General features: G+C 36.2%; 16 protein-coding genes and 1 pseudogene. 14 read left to right on the forward strand and 3 right to left on the reverse strand.

Features of this window, described 5'->3' with window-relative positions; genetic code table 11:
- Positions 1–3 precede the first annotated feature (3 nt).
- From rsxE to EHV10_RS10260, 12 genes are all read left to right on the forward strand, one after another.
- On the forward strand, positions 4–819 hold the full coding sequence (gene rsxE, locus EHV10_RS10205; protein ID WP_128674561.1) for an electron transport complex subunit RsxE: 816 nt from the start codon (positions 4–6) through the stop codon (positions 817–819).
- Complete coding sequence (rsxA, locus tag EHV10_RS10210) at positions 819–1,394, forward strand: electron transport complex subunit RsxA (protein ID WP_128674562.1); 576 nt, start codon at positions 819–821, stop codon at positions 1,392–1,394. The genes rsxE and rsxA overlap by 1 nt, the downstream gene beginning before the upstream one ends.
- Positions 1,395–1,405: 11 nt before the next feature.
- Positions 1,406–2,221: an RnfABCDGE type electron transport complex subunit B gene (locus EHV10_RS10215; RefSeq protein WP_128674563.1), complete on the forward strand. Its 816-nt coding sequence runs from the start codon at positions 1,406–1,408 to the stop codon at positions 2,219–2,221.
- A gap of 879 nt (positions 2,222–3,100) precedes the next feature.
- Complete coding sequence (gene ileS, locus EHV10_RS10220; RefSeq protein ID WP_128674564.1) at positions 3,101–6,214, forward strand: isoleucine--tRNA ligase; 3,114 nt, start codon at positions 3,101–3,103, stop codon at positions 6,212–6,214.
- An 11-nt stretch (positions 6,215–6,225) separates the two neighbouring features.
- Positions 6,226–8,682, forward strand: coding sequence for a glycogen/starch/alpha-glucan phosphorylase (locus EHV10_RS10225; RefSeq protein ID WP_128674565.1), 2,457 nt, complete (start codon positions 6,226–6,228; stop codon positions 8,680–8,682).
- A complete protein-coding gene (locus EHV10_RS10230; RefSeq protein ID WP_128674566.1) occupies positions 8,672–9,466 on the forward strand; it encodes an HAD family hydrolase in 795 nt (264 codons plus the stop codon). Before EHV10_RS10225 ends, EHV10_RS10230 begins: the two co-directional genes overlap by 11 nt.
- A gap of 97 nt (positions 9,467–9,563) precedes the next feature.
- On the forward strand, positions 9,564–11,342 hold the full coding sequence (locus EHV10_RS10235) for an aminopeptidase P family protein (protein WP_128674567.1): 1,779 nt from the start codon (positions 9,564–9,566) through the stop codon (positions 11,340–11,342).
- Entirely contained in the window at positions 11,312–12,496 is a 1,185-nt protein-coding gene (gene rlmD, locus EHV10_RS10240; protein ID WP_128674568.1) for a 23S rRNA (uracil(1939)-C(5))-methyltransferase RlmD, read from the forward strand. The genes EHV10_RS10235 and rlmD overlap by 31 nt, the downstream gene beginning before the upstream one ends.
- A 313-nt stretch (positions 12,497–12,809) precedes the next feature.
- Positions 12,810–13,019, forward strand: coding sequence for a helix-turn-helix domain-containing protein (locus EHV10_RS10245; protein ID WP_128674569.1), 210 nt, complete (start codon positions 12,810–12,812; stop codon positions 13,017–13,019).
- 171 nt (positions 13,020–13,190) lie between these two features.
- The gene (locus EHV10_RS10250; protein ID WP_128674570.1) at positions 13,191–14,456 is read left to right on the forward strand and encodes a DNA cytosine methyltransferase; all 1,266 of its coding nucleotides are present in this window, start codon (positions 13,191–13,193) and stop codon (positions 14,454–14,456) included.
- Positions 14,457–14,458: 2 nt separating this feature from the next.
- Entirely contained in the window at positions 14,459–16,732 is a 2,274-nt protein-coding gene (locus EHV10_RS10255; RefSeq protein WP_128674571.1) for an AAA family ATPase, read from the forward strand.
- A 14-nt stretch (positions 16,733–16,746) separates the two neighbouring features.
- Positions 16,747–18,180 carry an LlaJI family restriction endonuclease gene (locus EHV10_RS10260; RefSeq protein ID WP_128674572.1) on the forward strand — a complete coding sequence of 478 codons (1,434 nt, stop codon included), beginning with the start codon at positions 16,747–16,749 and terminating at the stop codon, positions 18,178–18,180.
- A 439-nt stretch (positions 18,181–18,619) separates the two neighbouring features.
- Here EHV10_RS10260 and EHV10_RS10265 read toward each other — a convergent pair whose 3' ends face one another.
- Both EHV10_RS10265 and EHV10_RS10270 read right to left on the reverse strand, forming a co-directional pair.
- Positions 18,620–19,519: an IS3 family transposase gene (locus tag EHV10_RS10265; protein WP_207667153.1), complete on the reverse strand. Its 900-nt coding sequence runs from the start codon at positions 19,517–19,519 to the stop codon at positions 18,620–18,622.
- A gap of 2 nt (positions 19,520–19,521) precedes the next feature.
- Positions 19,522–19,821, reverse strand: a complete 300-nt coding sequence (locus EHV10_RS10270) for a transposase (protein WP_128674574.1) — start codon at positions 19,819–19,821, stop codon at positions 19,522–19,524.
- Positions 19,822–20,361: 540 nt separating this feature from the next.
- Between EHV10_RS10270 and EHV10_RS10275 the strand changes: the two genes are divergently transcribed.
- A complete protein-coding gene (locus EHV10_RS10275; protein WP_128674575.1) occupies positions 20,362–20,805 on the forward strand; it encodes an SMI1/KNR4 family protein in 444 nt (147 codons plus the stop codon).
- Positions 20,806–21,088: 283 nt separating this feature from the next.
- Here EHV10_RS10275 and EHV10_RS10280 read toward each other — a convergent pair.
- Positions 21,089–21,310: pseudogene (locus tag EHV10_RS10280) on the reverse strand (transposase); the annotation flags it as partial.
- A gap of 314 nt (positions 21,311–21,624) precedes the next feature.
- Here EHV10_RS10280 and EHV10_RS10285 point away from each other — a divergent pair.
- Positions 21,625–23,052, forward strand: coding sequence for an Eco57I restriction-modification methylase domain-containing protein (locus tag EHV10_RS10285; protein WP_128674576.1), 1,428 nt, complete (start codon positions 21,625–21,627; stop codon positions 23,050–23,052).
- The last annotated feature ends 9 nt before the right edge of the window (positions 23,053–23,061 follow it).

The raw sequence follows: 23,061 nt of genomic DNA on the forward strand, positions 1-23,061 counted from the left end.
AATATGAATAAGAGTTTAGAACGTTTATATAACGGTATAATAAAAGAAAATCCTACCTTTGTTCTGATGCTTGGTATGTGTCCTACACTTGCGGTTACAACATCTGTAGTAAATGCTATAGGTATGGGACTTTCTACAACAGCCGTTTTGATGTTTTCAAATTTAATTATCTCTGCAATGAGAAATATAATACCTGACAGAGTGAGAATCCCTGCGTTTATAGTTATCGTTGCATCTTTGGTTACGGTGGTACAACTTTTGATGCAGGGTTATACACCTGAACTTTATAAATCACTCGGTATTTATATACCGCTTATAGTTGTTAACTGTATTATTCTTGGTAGAGCGGAAAGTTATGCTTCAAAGAATCCTGCAATTCCGTCTTTCTTTGACGGAATTGGAATGGGAATCGGATTTACGCTTTCACTTTCCTGCATAGCTTTTGTAAGAGAGCTTATTGGTGCGGGAACAATATTTAAGGGACTTATTGCTTTACCTAACAACAATCAGATAATACCTACAGATTTTACTATTTCAATACTTGTACTTGCTCCGGGTGCATTCTTTGTACTTGCACTTTTAGCGGCTTTACAAAATTATTTTAAGGCTCCAAGTGCTACAAATACAGGTAATTCATCTGAAATAGCTTGTGGAGGAAATTGTTCGGCATGCTTTGGTGAAAGCAAGGCACACAATCACAATGCTATTGATAAGGATATAGAAGAAAAGGAACTTGAGGCAAAGAGAAAGAAAGAAGAGGCTCTTGCTAAGGCAAAGGCTGAGAAGGAAAATGCAGCTAATGCAGGGGAGGGTAAATAATGACTCAACTGATTTTACTTTTGATTAGTGCGGCACTGGTAAACAATGTAGTGCTCAGCAGATTTTTGGGACTTTGTCCTTTCCTCGGTGTATCAAAAAAGACTGAAACCTCTGTAGGTATGGGAGCGGCGGTTATATTCGTTATTACCCTTTCAAGTATGGCGGCCAGCCTTATTTATGCACATATTTTGTTTCCGTTAAAGCTTGAATATTTACAGACTATTGTATTTATTCTTGTTATAGCGGCATTGGTACAGTTTGTTGAGATGGTATTAAAGAAAAATATGCCGTCACTTTATGAGGCTCTAGGTGTATACCTTCCTCTTATTACAACCAACTGTGCAGTTTTGGGTGTTGCTCTTGACAATGTTGCAAAGGAATACAATTTTGCACAAAGCCTTGTATACGGCGTAGGTACTGCAAGCGGTTTTGCTTTGGCGATAGTATTGCTTTCAGGTGTCAGAGAGAAAATTGAAAATAATGATATACCTCATGTAGTATCAGGTATGCCTATTGTACTTATAACAGCAGGTCTTATGGCAATTGCCTTTACCGGATTCTCAGGACTTATTTAGGAGGGAAGAATATGAATGGAGTAATTATTGCGGCGGCAGTAGTTGGTATAGTAGGTATTCTTATCGGTCTCCTACTTGGAGTTGCCAGTGAGAAGTTTAAAGTTGAAGTGGATGAAAAAGAAATAGCTGTAAGAGATGCCCTGCCGGGAAACAACTGCGGTGGTTGCGGATATCCGGGTTGTGACGGTCTTGCAAAGGCTATTGCGGCAGGTGAAGCACCTGTAAATAAATGTCCTGTAGGCGGAGCACCGGTTGCAGATATTATCGCAGAGATAATGGGAGTAAGTGCAGGTGAGGCAGTAAAACAGGTTGCATTTGTAAAATGTAAGGGAACTTGTGATAAGGCAAAACAAAACTTTACATATTTTGGCATTACAGACTGTAATTCGGCTATGAATGTTCCGGGACAGGGCGGTAAAGCCTGCAGCTACGGATGTATGGGATTCGGATCATGTGTAAGAGCTTGTGAGTTTGATTCTATACATATCGTTGACGGAATTGCATTGGTGGACAGAGAGAAATGTGTGGCATGTGGAAAATGTGTTGAAGCCTGTCCTAAGAAGCTTATAGACTTGGTACCTTATGAGACATTTACTTTTGTACAGTGTAATTCACAGGATAAGGGTAAAGCTGTCAAAGAGGTATGTGAGGTTGGTTGTATTGCATGCACTATGTGTGTAAAAGCATGTGAGGATGATGCAATCCATATGAATGGAAATGTAGCACTTATAGATTATTCAAAGTGTATAAATTGCGGAAAATGTGCGGCAAAGTGCCCAACTAAGGTTATACAAGTTGTTGACGGTAAAATTGCAATGACTGCATAATATTGATTTTAAAAGGGGAGTTTAGATATCTAAGCTCCTCTTTTTTATTAGGAGAATAGAAGTTTGAAAGTAATTTCAATGCTTTGGTATAAAACTTACAAGTATAAAACTTTATTTAGTATTTCAGACACAAAAAAACCACCTTGGGAATAGGTGGTTTTAACATTTTTAGGGGGGCCGGACAGTTAAACTGTCCGGTATGAGTATGAAAAAGCTTTGTAGTTCCAGTAATTCTGAAACCTGCACTAGCTATCGCTAATGCTCTTATAATATAAAAAATAATTGTGTCTATAATATGGAAAAAATATAAAAAAAATATAAAGAAAGAAAATAATAAATAAAAAACAAAGCCAATATATTTATAAAAAATTTAGGTTACAAAAACACGGATTTTAGACAAAAATTTCTGTTTATTATTCAGAAAAAATGGAATGGAGGATATAACTAATATGTATACCGAAATTCTTACAGGAGATATGATACCTGCTTTGGCTATTGCGATGCCGGTAAGTTATATTTGGACTAATTTTATTGTGCCTTTACTCTAATTTGGCTTATTTAGGGGGATTTGAGCCTTTGTGCCATTGACATAATATCTACAAGTGATTATAATATTAACCGGTTATAAAATAAAAAACGAAGACGGAGAGAGTAATCCTTGGCAGAAGTTTCAGCGAGTCGGTGACGGTGTAAGACCGATACGGAGCGATGGATGAAAATCACTCCTGAGTTGCAATCTGAATTAAGAGTAAGATGTGCCGGTTTCCCCGTTATAGGAACACATATGATAGTATGTTGTAAAGGTGGTATATAAGTTTTGGCTTGTCCTGTTACAGGGCAGGCTTTTTTTATAATCATCTTACAAAGAAAGGATTTTTTATGTATAAGAAAGTGCCTACAGACCTTAAATTTGTAGAGAGAGAAAGAGAAGTTGAAAAGTTTTGGCGTGAGAACCGAATTTTTGAGAAGAGTATTGAGGATAGAAAAGATGCTCCCACATATATGTTCTATGACGGACCGCCGACAGCAAACGGAAAGCCACATATAGGACATGCCTTAACCAGAGTTATCAAGGATATGATTCCAAGATACAGAACTATGAAGGGCTATAAGGTTCCGAGAAAAGCCGGCTGGGATACACATGGACTTCCGGTAGAGATAGAAGTTGAAAAAGAGCTTGGAATTAACGGAAAAGAGCAGATAGAAAAATACGGTGTCGCACCTTTTATTGAGAAGTGTAAAGAGTCGGTTTGGAAATATAAGGGTATGTGGGAGGAATTCTCAGATGTTATAGGTTTCTGGGCTGATATGAACGATCCGTATGTTACATATCATAACTCATATATTGAGTCTGAGTGGTGGGCTCTAAAGCAGATTTGGGATAAGGGACTCCTTTATAAGGGATTTAAAGTAGTGCCGTACTGCCCAAGATGTGGAACACCGCTTTCAAGCCATGAGGTGGCACAAGGGTATAAGGATGTAAAAGAAAGATCTGCTATTGTAAGATTTAAGAAAAAGGATGAAGATGTTTACTTCCTGGCTTGGACCACTACACCTTGGACCTTACCAAGTAATGTGGCTCTTTGTGTAAATCCTGACGAAGATTATGTTAAAGTAAAGCAGGGAGATTATACTTATATTTTAGCAAGTGCATTGGTTGAAACGGTTTTAAAAGAGGACTATACTGTTCTTGAGACTTATAAGGGTAAGGATCTTGAAGGAATTGAGTATGAGCCGCTTTGGGGTGGACTCAATGTAAAGGGGAAAGCATGGTTTGTAGTATGTGACAGCTATGTCACTTTGACAGATGGTACAGGTATAGTACATATAGCACCGGCATTCGGTGATGACGACTCAAGAATAGGCAGAAACTATGATCTTCCTTTTGTTCAATTTGTAGATGCACAGGGTAATCTTACAAAGGAAACAAAGTGGGAAGGCGTATTTGTAAAGGATGCGGACAAGCTTGTATTAAAAGATCTTGAAGAGAACGGAAAGCTCTTTGATGCACCTGTATTTGAGCATAGCTATCCACATTGCTGGAGATGTAATACACCGCTTATCTACTATGCAAGAGAGTCTTGGTATATCAAGATGACTGCAGTTAAAGAAGATATAATAAGAAATAATAATACAATCAACTGGATTCCTGAGAGTATCGGAAAGGGAAGATTCGGAGATTGGCTTGAGAATATTCAGGACTGGGCGGTATCAAGAAACAGATATTGGGGAACACCTCTTAACGTATGGATTTGTGACTGCGGACATATGCACAGTATCGGAAGTATTGAAGAGTTAAAGTCTATGTCAAAGAATTGTCCTGACAATATAGAACTTCACAGACCTTATATTGACGCTGTGACAATCACCTGTCCGGAGTGCGGTAAGGAGATGAGAAGAACTCCTGAAGTACTTGATGCGTGGTTTGATTCAGGATCTATGCCTTTTGCACAGCATCATTATCCTTTTGAAAATCATGAGAAGTTTGAGGCACAATTCCCGGCCGACTTTATTTCAGAGGCTGTAGACCAGACAAGAGGTTGGTTCTATTCACTTCTTGCCATATCTACACTTATATTTAATAAAGCACCGTATAAGAATGTTATTGTTATGGGACATGTACAGGATGAAGACGGTCAAAAGATGAGTAAGTCAAAGGGAAATGCCGTAGATCCTATGGATGCACTTAACAAGTTCGGTGCGGATGCTATCAGATGGTATTTCTATGTAAATTCGGCACCATGGCTTCCAAACAGATTCCATGACAAGGCGGTTGAGGAAGGACAAAGAAAATTCCTCGGTACACTTTGGAATACTTATGCATTCTATGTACTTTATGCAGATATCGACAGCTTTGATCCTACAAAGTACAGTTTGGAGTATGACAAGCTTAGCGTAATGGATAAATGGCTTTTATCAAAGCTTAATACATTGGTAAAGACAGTTGACGACTATTTAAATAACTATAAGATAACAGAGACTGCAAGAGCACTACAGAGTTTCACAGATGATATGAGTAACTGGTATGTAAGAAGATGTAGAGAGAGATTCTGGGCAAAGGGAATGGAGCAGGATAAGGTAAATGCTTATATGACACTTTATACAGCTCTTATAACTCTTTCAAAGATAGCTGCACCGATGATACCTTTTATGACTGAAGAGATTTATCAAAATCTTGTAAGAAGCGTAGATAAGAATGCTCCTGAAAGTATCCACTTAACAGACTTCCCGGCTGTCAACGAAGAGTTTATCGACAAGGATCTTGAGGTAAGCATGGACGAGGTGCTTGACATAGTAGTACTTGGAAGAGCCGCAAGAAACTCAGCTAATATAAAGAACCGTCAGCCTATCGGAAATATGTATGTTAAGGCTGAGACTGTACTTGATCCTTTCTATGTGGAGATTATAGAGGATGAGCTGAATGTCAAGGCTGTAGAGTTTAAGGATGATGTGGAAGAATTTGTAAGCTACTCATTTAAGCCGCAGTTAAAGACTGTCGGACCGAAGTACGGTAAGCTCTTAGGAAAGATAAGAGAGGCACTCGCTTCACTTGACGGACATGCGGCGATGAAGTCTTTGAATGAAACAGGTAGTGTAGACTTTGAGTTTGACGGTGAGAAGGTAAGTCTTTCAAGAGAAGATCTGCTTATCGAAACTGCAAAGAATGATGACTTTGTAACTGAGGCAGACAATAAGACTACTGTTGTACTTGATATAAGACTTAGCGAAGAGCTTATTGAAGAAGGTTTTGTAAGAGAACTTATTTCAAAAATTCAGACTATGAGAAAGGAAGCGGGATTTGAGGTGGTTGATCATATCGTGCTTTCACAGACCGGTAATGAGAGAATTGCTGAAATAATAAAGAAAAATGAAGCAGTGATCAAGAACGACACATTGGCAGATGAGATAGTATATAACAATGTAGAGGGATACACTAAGGATTGGAACTTGAACGGAGAGAATACATCCCTTGGAGTGAGTAAGAAAGGTTAGATATACTTACGATGATGAACGCTAAGGAATTAAAAAAAGCTATAGAGGATAATGTAAAGGTATTATACAGAAAGACTATAGACGAGGCGAGTAAAGAGCAGGTTTTCTATGCTCTTTCCTACGCCATAAAAGACACTATCATAGATGAGTGGATAGCAACACATAAGGCTTATGACGCTCAGGATGCAAAAATTCTTTACTATTTATCAATGGAGTTTTTGATAGGTAGAGCACTTGGCAACAATATAATAAATCTCGGTGCAAGAAAAGAGGTTGCACAAGTTTTAAATGAGCTTGGATTTGACCTGACAGATATAGAGGATCAGGAGAGTGACCCTGCTCTTGGAAACGGCGGTCTTGGAAGACTTGCCGCATGCTTTCTTGATTCTCTTGCAACTCTTAATTATCCTGCATACGGTTGCGGTATCAGATACCGCTACGGTATGTTTAAGCAAAAGATAGAGAACGGATATCAAAAGGAAGTTCCGGATAACTGGATTAAAAACGGATATCCTTTTGAAATAAAGAGAAGCGAATATTCATATATTGTAAAATTCGGTGGAAATGTAAGAGTAGAGAATGTGGACGGTAAGGAGAAGTTTATACAGGAAAACTACGGTTCTGTAAGAGCAATTCCTTATGATATGCCTGTACTCGGATATGAGAACGGAATGGTAAACACGCTTCGTATCTGGGATGCCGAGGCTATTACAAACTTCAGTCTTGAGCAGTTTGATAAGGGGGATTATCAAAAAGCTCTCGAACAGGAAAACCTTGCAAAGACATTGGTAGAGGTACTTTATCCGAATGATAATCACTATGCAGGTAAAGAACTTAGATTAAAGCAGCAGTATTTCTTTATTTCAGCCAGTCTTCAAAGAGCGCTTGACAAGTTTAAAGAAAATCACAGCGATATACATGATTTACCGAAGAAGGTGGTATTCCAGTTAAACGATACTCACCCTACAGTAGCGATACCTGAACTTATGAGACTTCTCTTGGATGAGGAAGGATTAAGCTGGGATGATGCTTGGAAGATAACTACAGAATGTATGGCATATACCAACCATACAATAATGGCGGAGGCACTTGAGAAGTGGCCTATCGATCTGTTTAAATCACTTCTTCCAAGAGTTTATCAAATCGTAGATGAGATAAACAGAAGATTTGTAGAGCAGATAAGAGCAAGGTACCCACATAATTTTGCGGAAAAAGAAAAGAACATGGCAATACTCTATAACGGCCAGGTAAGAATGGCTTATATGGCTATTGTAGCAGGATTTTCTGTAAACGGTGTTGCAAGACTTCATACCGAAATTTTGGAACATCAGGAGCTGAAAGATTTCTACGAGATGATGCCTGAGAAGTTTAATAATAAGACAAACGGTATTACTCAAAGAAGGTTCCTTGCTCATGCCAATCCGCTCTTGACCGATTGGATTACAAAGAAGCTTGGAACAGATAAGTTTATTACTGATTTACCGCTTTTATCAGGTCTTAAGAATTATCTGGATGATGAGAACGCTCTTAATGAGTTTATGGATATCAAATATCAGAATAAACTTAGACTTGTTAAGTATATCAAGGAGCATAACGGGATAGAAATAGATCCCGACTCTATCTTTGATGTACAGGTAAAGAGATTACATGAGTATAAACGACAGCTTTTAAATATTTTACATGTAATGTATCTTTATAATAAGCTTAAAAATGATGATAACTTCGATATGTATCCGAGAACATTTATATTCGGTGCCAAGGCGGCGGCAGGATATAAAAGAGCAAAGCAGACGATTAAGCTTATAAACTCCATTGCTGATGTAATCAATAACGACAAGAGCATAAATGATAAGATAAAGGTTGTATTTATTGAGGATTATAAGGTATCAAATGCTGAGATAATCTTTGCTGCGGCCGATGTCAGTGAACAGATATCTACTGCAAGTAAAGAGGCTTCAGGTACAGGAAATATGAAATTCATGCTTAACGGTGCGCCTACTATAGGAACTATGGACGGTGCCAATGTTGAGATAGTTGAAGAAGTTGGTCATGAGAACGCATTTATCTTCGGACTTTCTTCAGATGAAGTTATTGCATATGAGAAGAATCATGAGTACGATCCGATGGTTATTTTTAACAGTGACAGCGAGATCAGAACAGTACTTATGCAGCTTGTAAACGGATTCTATTCTCCAAACAATACTGAGGAGTTTAGAGAGATCTATGATTCACTCTTAAAGAGTAACGGTCATGACAGAGCCGATACATATTTTATTCTTAAAGACTTCAGAAGTTATGCTGCGGCTCATGAAGAGGTTGACAGAGCTTACAGAGACAAGAAGAGATGGGCAAAGATGGCGCTTACTCAGACTGCAAATGTAGGTAAGTTCTCATCTGACAGAACAATAGAAGAATATGTAAGAGATATTTGGCATTTGAGTAAATTAAGGTTGGATAATGCAAAATAAAAAGATTTTCAGTTTTGATATTGATATGACATTGCTTAATCATGAAGATTATAAGATAACCCCATCTGCTCTTTTAGCTATAGAAAGCTTAAGAGAGCAGGGGCATATCATAGTCCTTGCGACAGGTAGAAATCCGGAAAACAGCGACAGCAGGCAATTTGTTGATATAGTAAAGCCTGATGCTGTGATCGGTCTTAACGGTACCTTGGTAAAGGTGGGAGAAGAAAAAATCTTTGAACATTTCTTTGATAAGAATGTTTTAAGAGGGCTGGCAAAATATGTAGAAGGCAAGGAATGCTCTATAGGGCTTACCCTTGAAGATAAGGATTATTTTTTCAATCCTCATATAATTGATGCATATGATTTTAAAAGATGGGGACAGCACTTCAGAAAGTTTTATCCGGCTGAAGAATTATTTGACCTGCCTATAAGAACATTGACTTATATAGGACCGGTTGAATGTGCAAAGGATATAGAAAAGAAATTTCCCACTTTGAAACTTCCGCTCTTTGCCGGAATGTTCGGAGCAGATGTTGTAGAAAAGGTTGCAAGCAAGGCGGAAGGACTAAAACGCTTGTGTAATTACTTCAGTGTTGATTTAACAGATACGGTTTCATTCGGAGATTCCATGAATGATAAGGAAATCTTGGAGGAATCGGGACTGGGTATAGCAATGGGAAATTCAATAGAGGAACTAAAACAATATGCAGATTATGTCACCGAAAATATAGCAGATGACGGAGTCTTCAATGCATTGGTAAAATTTGGCTTTATAAATACTTAATATTATAGAAGTAACAGCTCTGTAAATAAGATTATCGGCTCGTTTTGTAGCGATTTGATAAACTTATATTATACAGGGCTTTTACAAAAGGAGCATTATGAAACAGACAATTGTTGATTTAAGAAAAGTAATGCAAAGAGAGGGGATAGACGCATGGATATCCCCTTCTTCTGATGCACATCAAAGCGAATATCCTACAGAATATGACAAATGCAGGAGATTTCTTAGCGGTTTTACAGGAAGTGCAGGTACACTTCTCGTAATGAAGGAAGAGGCCTTTCTTTGGACTGACGGAAGATATTTTTTGCAGGCAGGAAATGAACTTGAAGGTTCAGGCATTACTCTTATGAAAATGGGAGAGCCGGGAGTACCTAATCTTGATGAGCTTTTGGAAGAAAAGATGAAAAAAGACGAAGTGCTCGGCTTTAATGGATCACTTCTTAGCTTTTCAGAGGGAAAGGTTATTGCAAGTAAGGTTGTAAAAAACGGAGTTAAACTTGCAATAGGAAAAGAGATCACTGATGAAGTATGGACCGACAGACCGAAAAGACCACATACAAAAGTGTTTATTTTGGATGAAAAGTATGCAGGAAAGTCGGCGGAAAAAAAGATAAGTGAAGTAAGAGAAAGAATGAAGGGAAGAGATCTTTTGATAGTATCATCACTTTCAGACATTGCATGGCTGACTAATCTGAGAGCCTTTGATATAAAATGTAATCCGCTTTTCCTATCTTATTTTATACTTGAAAGCGACAAGGCTACATTATTTATTCAGGATGAGGCGCTCAGTGATGAGGTAAGAACATATCTGGCTAAGAACGGAATAGATATAAAGCCATATGACAGTTTTGATGAAACTGTGGCAGGTATTAAAAATAAACAGATAATGTTTGATGAGGCGGATGTCAGCTATAAGACATTTATCTCAATAAGCAAAAAAGAAAATGCAAATAAACTTTACAGTGTATTAAGCCCTGTAACATATCTGAAAAATATCAAAAATGATGTTGAGGTTTCAAATATGAAGAAATCCCATATTAGAGACGGTGTATATATGGCTAAGTATATGTATTGGATAAAAAAGCAGATAAAAAACGGTGCCAAGCTTACAGAAAAGACGGCATCAGATTATCTTGACAATCTAAGAAAAGGAGATGAACTCTTCCTTGATTTAAGCTTCCCTACCATATCAGGATATGCAGAGAACGGTGCAATAGTTCACTATGAGGCTGAGTATGAGACTGCAAAGACACTTGGAGCAAAGGGACTTTACCTGTTTGATTCAGGTGCTACATATAAGGACGGTACTACAGATGTAACCAGAACAATTTCTCTTGGAGAAAATACTTATGAAGAGAAGCTTAATTATACTCTGGTAACGATCGGTATGCTGAGACTTTTAAACACTACATTTAAAAGAGGAGCCATAGGCGTATGCCTTGATATAAAGGCGAGAGAAGCACTTTGGGAGTACGGGCTTGATTATAATCACGGTACAGGACATGGAGTAGGCTTTGTAAATACAGTACATGAGGCACCTACCTCTATAAGAAATAAGATAAACAAAGATTTATTCAGAAATCTTGAGTTTGAACCGGGTATGATAATGAGTGACGAGCCCGGAGTATATATAAGCGGCAAGCATGGTATCAGAATGGAAATTTTGATGAATGTTATAGAAAAACAGGAAGGTTTCCTCGGATTTGAAAGTCTTACCAAGGCACCTATTGACAGCGAGCCGTTACTTGTTGAAGTGATGACAAAGAAGGATATTGAATATTATAATAAATATCAGAGAGAAGTCTATGAGGCTATATCTTATGGACTTGATGAAGAAGAGAAAGCATGGCTGAAGGAATTAACAAAAGAAATATAAAAGCTTCAAAGGAGCTAAAATGCGCAGTCGCCAAAAAATGTGGCGGCTGCGATTATATAAACAGTTCATATGAAAAGCATGTCAAGGAAAAACTTGATAAAGCAAATTCTTTGATAAAAAAATACGGTAAATTTGACGGGATTGTCTCAATGAGCAATCCCTATCATTATAGGAACAAAGTAAGTGCGGTTTTCGGCTTTGAAAACAAGAAAATAATAGCCGGAACTTATGAAAAGAACTCACATAGAGTGGTAGATACAAAAAACTGTTTGATTGAAGATGAGAAGGCAGGAAGTATCATACAGACCATCAAGAAAATGTGTGTTTCATTTAAAATAAAGGCATATGACGAAGACAGTGGCTTCGGATTTTTACGCCATGTACTGATACGCGTAGGAAAGAAAAGCGGTCAGATCATGGTGGTTTTGGTGACCTCAAATGTAATATTCCCAAATAAGAATGCCTTTATAAAGGTACTAAGGGGAGAGCATCCCGAGATAACTACCATAGTTCAGAATGTAAACAATAAAAACACCAGCATGGTACTTGGTGACAGAGAAATAGTGATGTATGGTAAAGGCTATATCACAGATGAACTATGCGGCCTTACATTTAAGATTTCACCAAAGTCATTTTATCAGGTAAACAGAGATCAGACAGAGAAGCTGTATTCTCAGGCAATAGAGTACGCCGGATTAAAGGGAGATGAAGTATTACTTGACGCCTATTCAGGTATAGGAACTATAGGGCTTATAGCTTCAAAATCTGTTAAAGAAGTTATATCAGTGGAGCTAAATAAGGATGCCCACAAAGATGCCATCACCAATGCCAAGATAAATAATATAAAGAATGTGAAATTTTATAATGCAGATGCAACAGCATTTATAAATGATTTGGCAGCAGCCGGGGAAAAGATAGATGTGGTGATCCTTGATCCCCCAAGAACAGGCTCTACAGAGGAGTTTATAGCTGCGGTCGGCAGATTAAAGCCAAAGAAGGTTGTGTATGTTTCATGCAATCCGGAAACACTGGCAAGGGATCTGGAAAGCTTTAAGAGGCAGAGGTATGGGTTTGAGAAGGGGATGGTGTTTGATTGCTTTTGTCATACTAAGCATGCGGAGTGCGTCTGTTTGATGTCACGAGTGGAAAAGTAAAGTTGCTGAAAAGGCTTGAAATCAAAGGGTTTAGAGGTTATGTGTTAATATTTGACTACCCTCTAAACCTCTTTTAGTCCTGATGAAAACAAAGATATACACACAATTTTTTTATTCTGTAACTATAAAACTGCTGATTTTCGCTATTGAAACTACAGAATTGTTGTTTGTGTGGATTTTAGGTCGTTGAGACGATAGTAATGCTGTCATTTGTAAACTTTCTATGGTGTCATTAAAATGTAAGAGAAAATATGGTAAAATGATATATTGATGATATATAAAAGTCAACAATATGATTGAAAGGGTTTTAGATATGAGTTTTTCGGAAGATATAAAAAAGATAAGGCGAATGGCATTGCTAACTCAGGAAGATTTTGCAAAAGAAATCGGTGTTTCTTATGCCACAATTAATCGATGGGAAACGAGGAAGGCGAAACCAAATCTGAAAACAATGAAATTAATAGACGAGTATTGCAAAAAGAATAATATCGATTTTGATATTAGAGAAGAAATTATATATTGACTAAATGCAGGATAATTGATTAGCTTGAAGTATAATCGTGTTTGGCAGTTTTAGCTCACTACACGTTCTAATATGCAATGGAGCTTAGAGCGGACAGCATATAAAAAAATAACAAAAAAACTCATCATTTTGTATTATTGTACTAAATGGTGTTAGGAAAGGAATAAATTAATGGGTAAACCGACATCTACCAACAAAAACCCAAATTATCATAAGCTCTTACCGTATTTATCCAATAAGGAGTTTGATGAGGCTTACGCCTTGGTTAGTCATTACATTCAATCAAATGGAAGTGTAGAAGCAAACGAGTATAGAAAACTTTTATTAGAACATGGAGTTAATGTTGATAATTTGCCTTCAGCTGATAAATTTAATAAGGCGTTTGATGTACCATTTCCAGCAAGCAAATCTGAGTTCACTTTTATTGATTTATTCGCTGGCATAGGCGGATTCCGCTTGGCAATGCAAAACAACGGAGGTCGCTGTGTATTCTCATCAGAGTGGGATGATGCTGCAAAACAAACATATTTTGAAAATTATGGAGAGGTACCATTTGGAGATATAACAAAGCCTGAAACAAAGGCACTTATTCCAGAGAAGTTTGATGTATTGTGTGCAGGATTTCCATGTCAGCCATTTAGTTATTCTGGTCAAAAACTTGGGTTCAAGGATAAGACCAAAGGAACTTTATTCTTTGATGTATGTGAAATACTAAAAGCACGAGAGCCACAGGCGTTTTTCTTAGAAAATGTTAAGGGTATAGTTTCTCATGATAAAGGAAAAACTATTGAAACCATTCGTAGTATCTTAAAAGATGAACTTGGTTACGATATACATGAATGTATTCTGAGTTCTTTGGACTTTGGACTACCGCAAAAGAGGGAACGTTGGTATTGTGTTGGATTTAAGAAGAATACTGATTTTGTATTTCCAGAGGGCACAAATAGTGGTGCTACCTTAAGAGATATTATTGATTTAGCTAATAACAATTCATCGCTGAAACTTCCTAAATTTGAGTTAGATCGAATAAAGTATCATTTTGCTCATGCGGATGAAATAAGGGTAAAACACGACAATTCAAAGTATGCCCCTAAAACTAAAAAGGGAAAGTACGGTGTTTACTCATTCCAAAAGCCCGATGGAAGCTTACGATTCCATGTTGGAGATCCAGCTAAAACGCAAATACAAGAAGCTTTTTATTCATGTCTGGAATCGTATGCCTCAACAATTATAGCTAATAGAACACCAAAATTATGGGATATAGAAAGAAAGCTGTCAGTTCGTGAGTCTGCAAGACTACAAGGATTTCCGGATGAATTTATGATTCCTGTTTCAGACGCACAAGGCTATAAACAGTTTGGTAATTCTGTATCTGTACCAGTTCTGACGGAGATTGTAAAGAACTTAATTGAACATCTCGTAGTGGAGGGTAAATAACTATGTATTTTTTTACATCTGAGACAATAGCGCAAGCTAATAAGCAAATTTCTTATTTAGATGCAAAAGTGGGAGGCCTGTTATGTATTCTTAGCTGCCTTGACAAGGAGATTGAAGAAAACCTAAATTACACAATTAATGGCACCTTGCTGCGAAAGCAATTGAGTATGGTTTTTGATAAGACTCCCAGAGATTCGTTTGATAATGTTAAGTCAAGTTATATTATATTCGCTAAAGATTGGGTTACCACTTTTTTTAGGCGCTATATAAAGACCAAAATTGATTTAACAGCCTGTTCAGTTTTCTTCTTAAGAAGGAATGGATTTGAAAGAGAGTGTACTGAAGAAGAGGTAGTAAAGATTTTTATTGACCGATTTAACCTAAAGCCATTTGCCGACAAATGGTTTTTTGAAGGTAAAAAAATAGAGCTTGAGTATAACCAGACTGATGTTGAAGATAATCAAAGTGGATTTTACTCTATGATGAAATATAATAACGATTTCAAATCGATTCTTTTCAACAGTGTAATTCAAAAATCGGCAGCGGATTTAAAAGCGGCAGGACAAATACAGACACTTTATTCTGGTTCTGGCGTTCAAACATGTTTCTTATTATCGGATGAACCGCTTGATCATTATTACATTATGCGGAATTCAAATAATTCCAAAACTGAAGAAGATGAGGATATCTCAAGTGATGTTTTGAATCATAACCTGTTTGGTATTCACATTAAAGAAAAGAATACAGCTTTATCAGAAGAAAATCCACATATTTGCATAGGTTGGTCAGTTCTTGGAGATTTATCTTCTGTTTCAACTAAAGAAGAGCTGGCAGATATTTTTGCTAAAGAATGGCCTGAAGCAAAATCAAGAGCGCAAGGACAAAATGTGGGTCAAGTTTGGCGATTCGTTAATGACATGCAAATTGGAGACTATGTTGTATTCGCTGATGGAAATGTATTCCACATTGGAAAGATTGAGTCGGATTATTATTACGATGACGCAATCGGAGATGATCAGAGCTTAGATTATAAGAATTCACGTAAGGTCGTTTGGCTAAAAAAGAATATTCAAAGGTCAGAGATTTCATATTCACTCCATCATTCTTTAATGACAGCTATGTCCGTTTGGACAATGAATGATTATAGGGCAGCTATTGCCAATTTATTAAATGGTACATACATTAAAGACCAGGACGATGCAGAGACTGAAATCGAAATTTCATCTATCAGATTTAGTACTGGATATCAATCTAAATTTGCACGCAACAGAATCGTTTTCGGTGCTCCTGGAACAGGAAAGAGCTTCACAATTAATAAAGAGAGAAAGGAACTTCTCGGTTCAGATAACGAGACTGATTATGAGCGGGTTACATTTCATCCAGACTACTCGTATGCAAATTTCGTAGGTACATATAAGCCAGTTCCAAGTATTGATAGTGAAGGCAAGGATACAATTACTTACGCTTATGTTCCAGGCCCTTTCATGCGAGTATATGTTAATGCACTAAAAAACAGCAGAGAAGATTTGACAAAGCCGTATCTCCTCATTATTGAGGAAATTAATCGTGCAAATGTTGCAGCAGTTTTTGGTGACATATTCCAGCTTCTTGATATGGAAGGAAATGTGAGCGAATACCCAATCCAGGCATCAGAGGATATAAAGGCATATCTTGCCAAAGAACTTGGCGGAGTTCCAAGCGATTACTCTAAAATCCGTATACCGGATAATATGTTTATTTGGGCTACTATGAATAGTGCCGATCAAGGTGTATTTCCTATGGATACGGCATTCAAAAGAAGATGGGATTTCACTTATCTTGGCATAAATGACAGTGATGAGGATATTCAAGGAAAGTATGTTGAAGTTGGTTCTATAGAAAAGCAGCATATAGAATGGAACTCTCTTAGAAAGGCTATTAATGATTATCTTGCTTCGGAGAAAATAAATGAGGACAAGCAACTCGGACCATATTTCATTTCGAGAGATATTGTCGTTCCCCAAAATGGTGATAAGATGGATAGCAAGAGATTCTGTGACGTTTTTAAGCATAAGGTTCTCATGTATCTTTTTGATGATGCTGCAAAGCAGAAAAGGAACAGATTGTTTGAAGGATACAGGGGAGATAAAACAAGATACTCTGAAATCTGTAAGGGATTTGATGAGCAAGGCATTGGCATCTTTAATGCAGCAATTCAAAACCAGGTTGAGGTAGTGGATCTTGTTACGAATAGCATCGAGCTTGATGAAAATGATATGTACAAATCTGAAGAATAAGGAGGTCTTAGCTTATGATCTCTAAATTCGTAAGAGAGCAGAAAAGATATACGCAAAAGGATCTTTGTGAGATTTTGGAGTGTTCAGAAGAGGAAACGGTTAAGCGTATAAGAAAAATAAAAGAGTTTGGTGTTCTAAAGGCTGTTAAAGCATCAGATGTACAGAGAGATATGTCAGATCTTCTTGACGAAGATATCGAAGTTGCGGACGTTGAAGTGGGAGAAGATGAATATCTCTATGTGTTTACATTTGTTGGGGTCATAGTTGTTGCGGGGCGTGTGTTGAAATGCTATCCCAAATATCTGCTTAATAATGAAGCTCCAAAGGATGAACTACGACAAGTAATAAAGGTTTTAGAAAAGTACAATACAAAAGAACAGATAGTTCGTATGTTCAATGACAGTAGCGAAAGCAGTACATTTAATCTGATTGCTGTCTTACTTTTCTTGCTTTCAGATTTCTACGAGAATGGGGTTTACAGTAATACAGAGGATATCATTGAAAGTAACGGATCTGGTGAGATACTGTGGGATAAAACCATCAATGAGACATTTACACTAATTTCAAACGATAGGCCTTTCTATACGGATCTGCAAACTAAAAAGCGAATAACCGATGATTTCGATTATTTCAAGAGATTACATGAGTGCATCCTTACTAAGGCTTCACAAGAGTTGAAAACTGCGGAACTACTTGATCTCTTTGAAATTACTCCCGTTGATTTGACGGATGAGACCTTAGATGATTTTGGAGAAGATGAGTATATCCTTTATCGCATCGAAAAGGAACTAAACACTCAGTTTAATACAAGAAAGCAACTCGTGTTGAAAACAGTATATGCATATATAGCTCAATGCGGAAGCCTTAATGACTTGGATTGTCTGTCACTTTTTGGGACGAATAGTTTCAATCTTGTGTGGGAGGGCATTTGTGCGGATATCATGGATAACAATCTTGATACAAATCTCGGTTCGATTCTACTTCCTGAAAGATTGAAACCAGGATATGACAAAAATCAAAAGTTGAGAGACTTAATTGAGAAACCATTATGGACAATTACAGGAGAGAAAGCTAAAGACACTCTCATTCCAGATTTGATTACTATCAGAGGTAACCGGTTTATAATATTCGATGCAAAATACTATAATGTAAAGCTTGAGCCAGGCATTGCGCCTAAAGGGCAACCGGGAATCGAATCTATAACTAAGCAGTATTTATACCAGTTGGCCTATAAGAAGTTTATAGAGGATCACGGCTTCACATCAGTGAAGAACTGTTTCCTTATGCCAACAGAGAACAAAGAAGTAGAAGCGCGTGGGGAGGTATCAATGGAGATGTTGTCTTCTCTTGGACTTCAAGATATCAAAGTCAGATTCTTGCCAGCAGAACATGTATATGAGCATTATCTTGCTGGGAGAAAAATGGATATTGAAAGCTTGAATTTATAGCAAAAAGAAAGCGGTTCACAATATGAAGCGCATATGCTTAGGCACAATGATTACACTACTGCACCAAGAAAGAAAGTGCAATGCGGATAAAATTAAAACTATATACACGGGATGTTTGTGGACTACGGTATTGGCATTGAGAATTATAGTAAGTAGTTGCCATAGCCATCTAATAGTGAGTATGATTTAGAACCACAGGATTTTATAGAGTCTACAAGAAAAAGTGGCAATATCCTGAGCAAGTAAAAAACTTATATCTGCAGAAAACTTTATACTTAATGTAGAGTTGTTAATAGATCTTGCTAATCATCCTCCGTTTCATTTTGAGCGTTTAAAAGGTAATAGAAAGAATAAATGTAGCATACGGTTAGGTAATACAGGATATTGGGTTGGTCCTATGTCAAGATTTAGTACAAATTAAAATGAGAGGTTCTACCGGCTAAGATGCCGGAAGAACATGTACCTTATTATATAGCTTTTCAAACTCGTCAGGAGACATATAATCACAATGACTATGAATCCTTACCGTGTTATAAAAGGCTTCAATGTACTCAAATATAAGCCTATATGCGTGGCTGTAGTCTTGAATACTGAATCTGTTTAGCCATTCTCTTTTAATAAATGAATGAAATGATTCAATGCACGCATTATCATATGGATAGGCACAACGAGAATAGCTTCGTTGCATAGTTTTAGTGGCTTCACACCAAGCATTTGATACATACTGGCTGCCGCGATCAGAATGTATTATTAAAGGCGATTCGGTGTTACGATAAGTCTTTGCTTTATCTATGGTTGCTACAACAGTTGATACTTCCATAGTAGCAGAAAGAGTCCAGGCTATTATTTTCCTGGCAAATAAGTCCATAACACAATTAAGGTAAACAAAGCCGTTTTGAGTCCATATATAGGTAATATCTGTACACCATACGGCATTAGTGCGTTCCGGGTTAAATCGTTCATCAAGTATGTTTGTAAGTTCAGTACTGAAATCAGAGTCTCTGGTAGTGGTAGTAAAAGGCTTAATCCATTGGGCTTTAATACCCATTTCACGCATATATTTGCCTACAGTGCGCTCAGCAATAGTTTCACCTGACTTACGAAGTTCTTTGGTTATTTTAGGAGCACCATAGTTTTGTTTTGAAGCATCATAAATAAGCCGGATATTCTTCTTAATAGCTTCCTTCCTCTTAATAGCAAAAGATATTTTTCTATTAAGAAAAGAACAATATCCGAATCGAGATACACCTAAAAATTTAAGCATTCCGGAAGTAGAGACACGGTGTCCACTTACTTTAGTTGCCTCTACCTTTGCAGAAACCTCTGTATAGATAGCAATAGTTAACTTTTCCCCAGAATGCTTATGGCTTTTTTTAGTACATCAAGAGCATCCTGAGCATCACGAAGCTCATGTTTAAGGCGAGCTATTTCTTTTGCATCATCAGATTGATAGTTACCTGAGCCACGAACGGGAATGTCACCATCATTATTACGAAATTGACTTTCCCATTTGGCAAGTGTACTAACACCAATACCAAGATTCTTGGCACATTCAACTTGAGTAAGGTCAGGATGTTCATTTCGATAGTTTATAGCATCCAGCTTAAACTGCTTTGAGTGATGGTTTCTATTACTTGACATAATGAGTTCCTCCTAAGGTTTATTATATAACAAATAAGGAAATATCTCATTTTGTTTTGTACTAAATATATTCTAGCGCCAGGTCACGATTATTCCTTGCTATAATGATGGAAGAGAGATTATAGAGGTAGATATTTTGGCTCAATGTAAAATGATTAGAATAGTGAAGGTAACGGAGGTGTCGAATCATTTTGAAGGGGTATGCTTGCTGACAGCAAATTGAGTAATAAAATCTGTGAAAACAACTTTCTAACAGATTTTCTCCCTTATAGTTGCTTTTATCCCTTAAAATACACCTTATTTTAAGAGATAAATAAAGGATTACGGGAATATCAATATCTACAGATAAAGTTGCGCTGATTTGATTTTGGAATAATGGAATATCAATATCTACAAAAACAAAATAACAATACTGATGAAGTTTTATTTTTCAACCTTGAATCGACAAATGAAGAAATGGAAAAGATGACTGTACTTGACAAAAACAAGAGATATACTGCATATTGAAAAATACATATATAAATTCATCAAGGAGTAAAAATGAGTAATATTGTTTTAGAAAAACACTTTGATAGAATCAAGGCGGCTTACGAAGCATGTGTGTTTACCAATGGTATCAGACCGGAGCCTGAAGATAATATAAAGAAGTTTGAATCAAATTATGTATCTATACCGTTAGAGTACCGTTGGCTACTACTTAACCTGGGAGGTTGCTATTTGGCGGAACCATGGATTTTTAACTTGAAGGAGTTGGAGGAAAACTATACATTCTTTGAAGAAGCATATGAGGAGTATATGAGCGAGTGTAAACATGGTAAGGCATTTCCGATTGGAGGTTTAGGTGACGGAAGCATAGTATTTATAGACTTGGAAAGCGGTAAGGTGCGTGGATATAATAATGACTATACTGACATTGAGGAAATTGCAGAGAGCTTTTCTAAGCTTATTTTAGATTTGGTAGAACAGGTGGAAGGTTATTCTTGATATAAGATGGAATGATATCATCCCTTCATAGTATATGACTATAAAACTGTCATATACTGTGGGGGGAGTTTTGTGCTTTTTTATAATTCAACCTGAATTATAAAAAATACAATATTTAAACCCAAATTATTCACGGCGTAATATTTACATTAAAAACTGTATTATAAATCTTTAAACTTAATCCATGAAGCCATAAATGACTTGAAACAGCTAAAAATGGGCAGACTTCCACTGGTTAAGGTTTACTCGTAATTATAAATCTGTTAAGGGCCATTATTAGTTTCTATTCAAGCTTTACACATAGCTTGCTGATATTGCATAGAGTTACATAGAACTCAGCCTTATATATGCAACTGCTACACAGATTGAATGTTATATACCTTGTTAAATGGAGTACTTTTGCAGAAATCTTAAGCAGTTTTAGACGAACAGTATCAATCATATTTGCATATAATACCAATCGTCTAAACCAATCAAATATATTATAAGTAAGTGCATATATTTTGAATAATATAAATACACAAAAAGAAGAAGTCGATCCATAATTTATTGATCATTAAAGTGATAACCTCATATTTGAAGACTGGTTTGTATATAAACGAGTCGTAATATCATGTTTAAAATTAAATGATTAAAGAACAGATGATAGTAATTTTCTTAATAGTTGATCTTTAAAGAAACTAACCACCTAACTTGCAACTCTATGAATTAATAATATAAACTTAATCAATAAAACTTAGGCAATAAAAGTATTGAATATCAGAGGAATTCAAGGTAAAATTGTATGTCAAATAGTATGTTATAAAGGAGAGTGAATATATGGATAATATTAATGTTGAGTGCCAAGTATTTACTCCTCGTAATATTGTCATTGAGGTATTAAATGAGGTTGGGTATAAAGAAAGTTTATATGGCAAAAAGGTTTTAGAAAATTCTTGTGGTGATGGAGCTTTTCTTGTTGAAATCGTTGATAGATATATATTAGACAGCATAAAACAAAATATTTCTATAGATAGAATAGTCTATGGATTAGAAAACGATATATACGGAAGTGAGATAGATGAAAAGCATAAAATAAATTGCATAGATAATTTAGATAGAGTAGCTAAAAAATATGGTATAAATAATGTAATATGGAATATCGCGCAAATTGATTTTTTAAAAAGTTCTATTTATGAAGAATTTGATTTTATTATCGGCAATCCGCCTTACATAAAATACTCAGATTTAAACAGAACCACAAGATCTTTTATTAAAGAAAACTTTGTAGTGTGTTTAGAAGGTAAGCCAGACTATTATTATGCTTTTATTGAAAAATCTATTAAAGTATTAGCAAAGGGGGGAAAATTGGCTTATCTGATTCCTAATAATATTTTTAAGAATAGATTTGCAGATAGATTGCGTATTTTCATGTTACCTTATTTGTCAGTAATAATTGATTATACAACAGAAAAACTATTTGAAAATAAGTTGACTTCGTCGGCTATTATTATTTGTGATGGAACAAAGCATAATAATGACATTCTATATGTAGATAAAGTAAAAAGACTAGACATAAAACTGCATAAAAACAATTTGACAAACAAGTGGATTTTTAGAAGAGAAAGCATTACTAGGGAAAATAGAAAAAGAAAATTCGGTGAGGATTTTAATGTGAGATGCCCTATCGCCACATTGTTAAATGAAGTGTTTATACTAAAAAAATATGAAGAGTATGATGAATATATATTGGTTAATAAATATAAAATTGAAAAAAATATATTAAGGGAGGCTGTCAGTCCACGCTCTTTACAATATGGTAGAAAAGAGTTTCTGATTTTTCCATATTCGTATAGCGATGATAATTTATTGCATTATGAGGAACTGGAGTTTATGCAAAAATTTCCAGAAGCATATAACTATTTAAAATTTTTTATTGAGAAATTGAATAAGCGTGATAAAGACGAAAATTCAAAATGGTTTGAATTTGGAAGATCGCAGGCATTAACTAATATTAACCAAGAAAAATTATTGCTATCTACTTTGATAACAGAAAGGGTTAAGATACATCATATTTCTCAAAATCAAGTTCCATATTCTGGAATATGCATATATCAAAAAGGAAATTTATCATTAGAAGTTGCAGAGAAAATTTTGAAAAGTGATGAATTTTTAAGTTATATTCATGACATAGGAATTAATGCGAATGGAACAACAATGAGGATTACAGCAAGAGATATTAGGGAATTTGAATATACTTTAGATTAGGATGGGGAT

Origin of the sequence: Lachnoanaerobaculum gingivalis (genome assembly GCF_003862475.1) — a bacterium.
Classification (GTDB): Bacteria; Bacillota; Clostridia; order Lachnospirales; family Lachnospiraceae; genus Lachnoanaerobaculum; species Lachnoanaerobaculum gingivalis.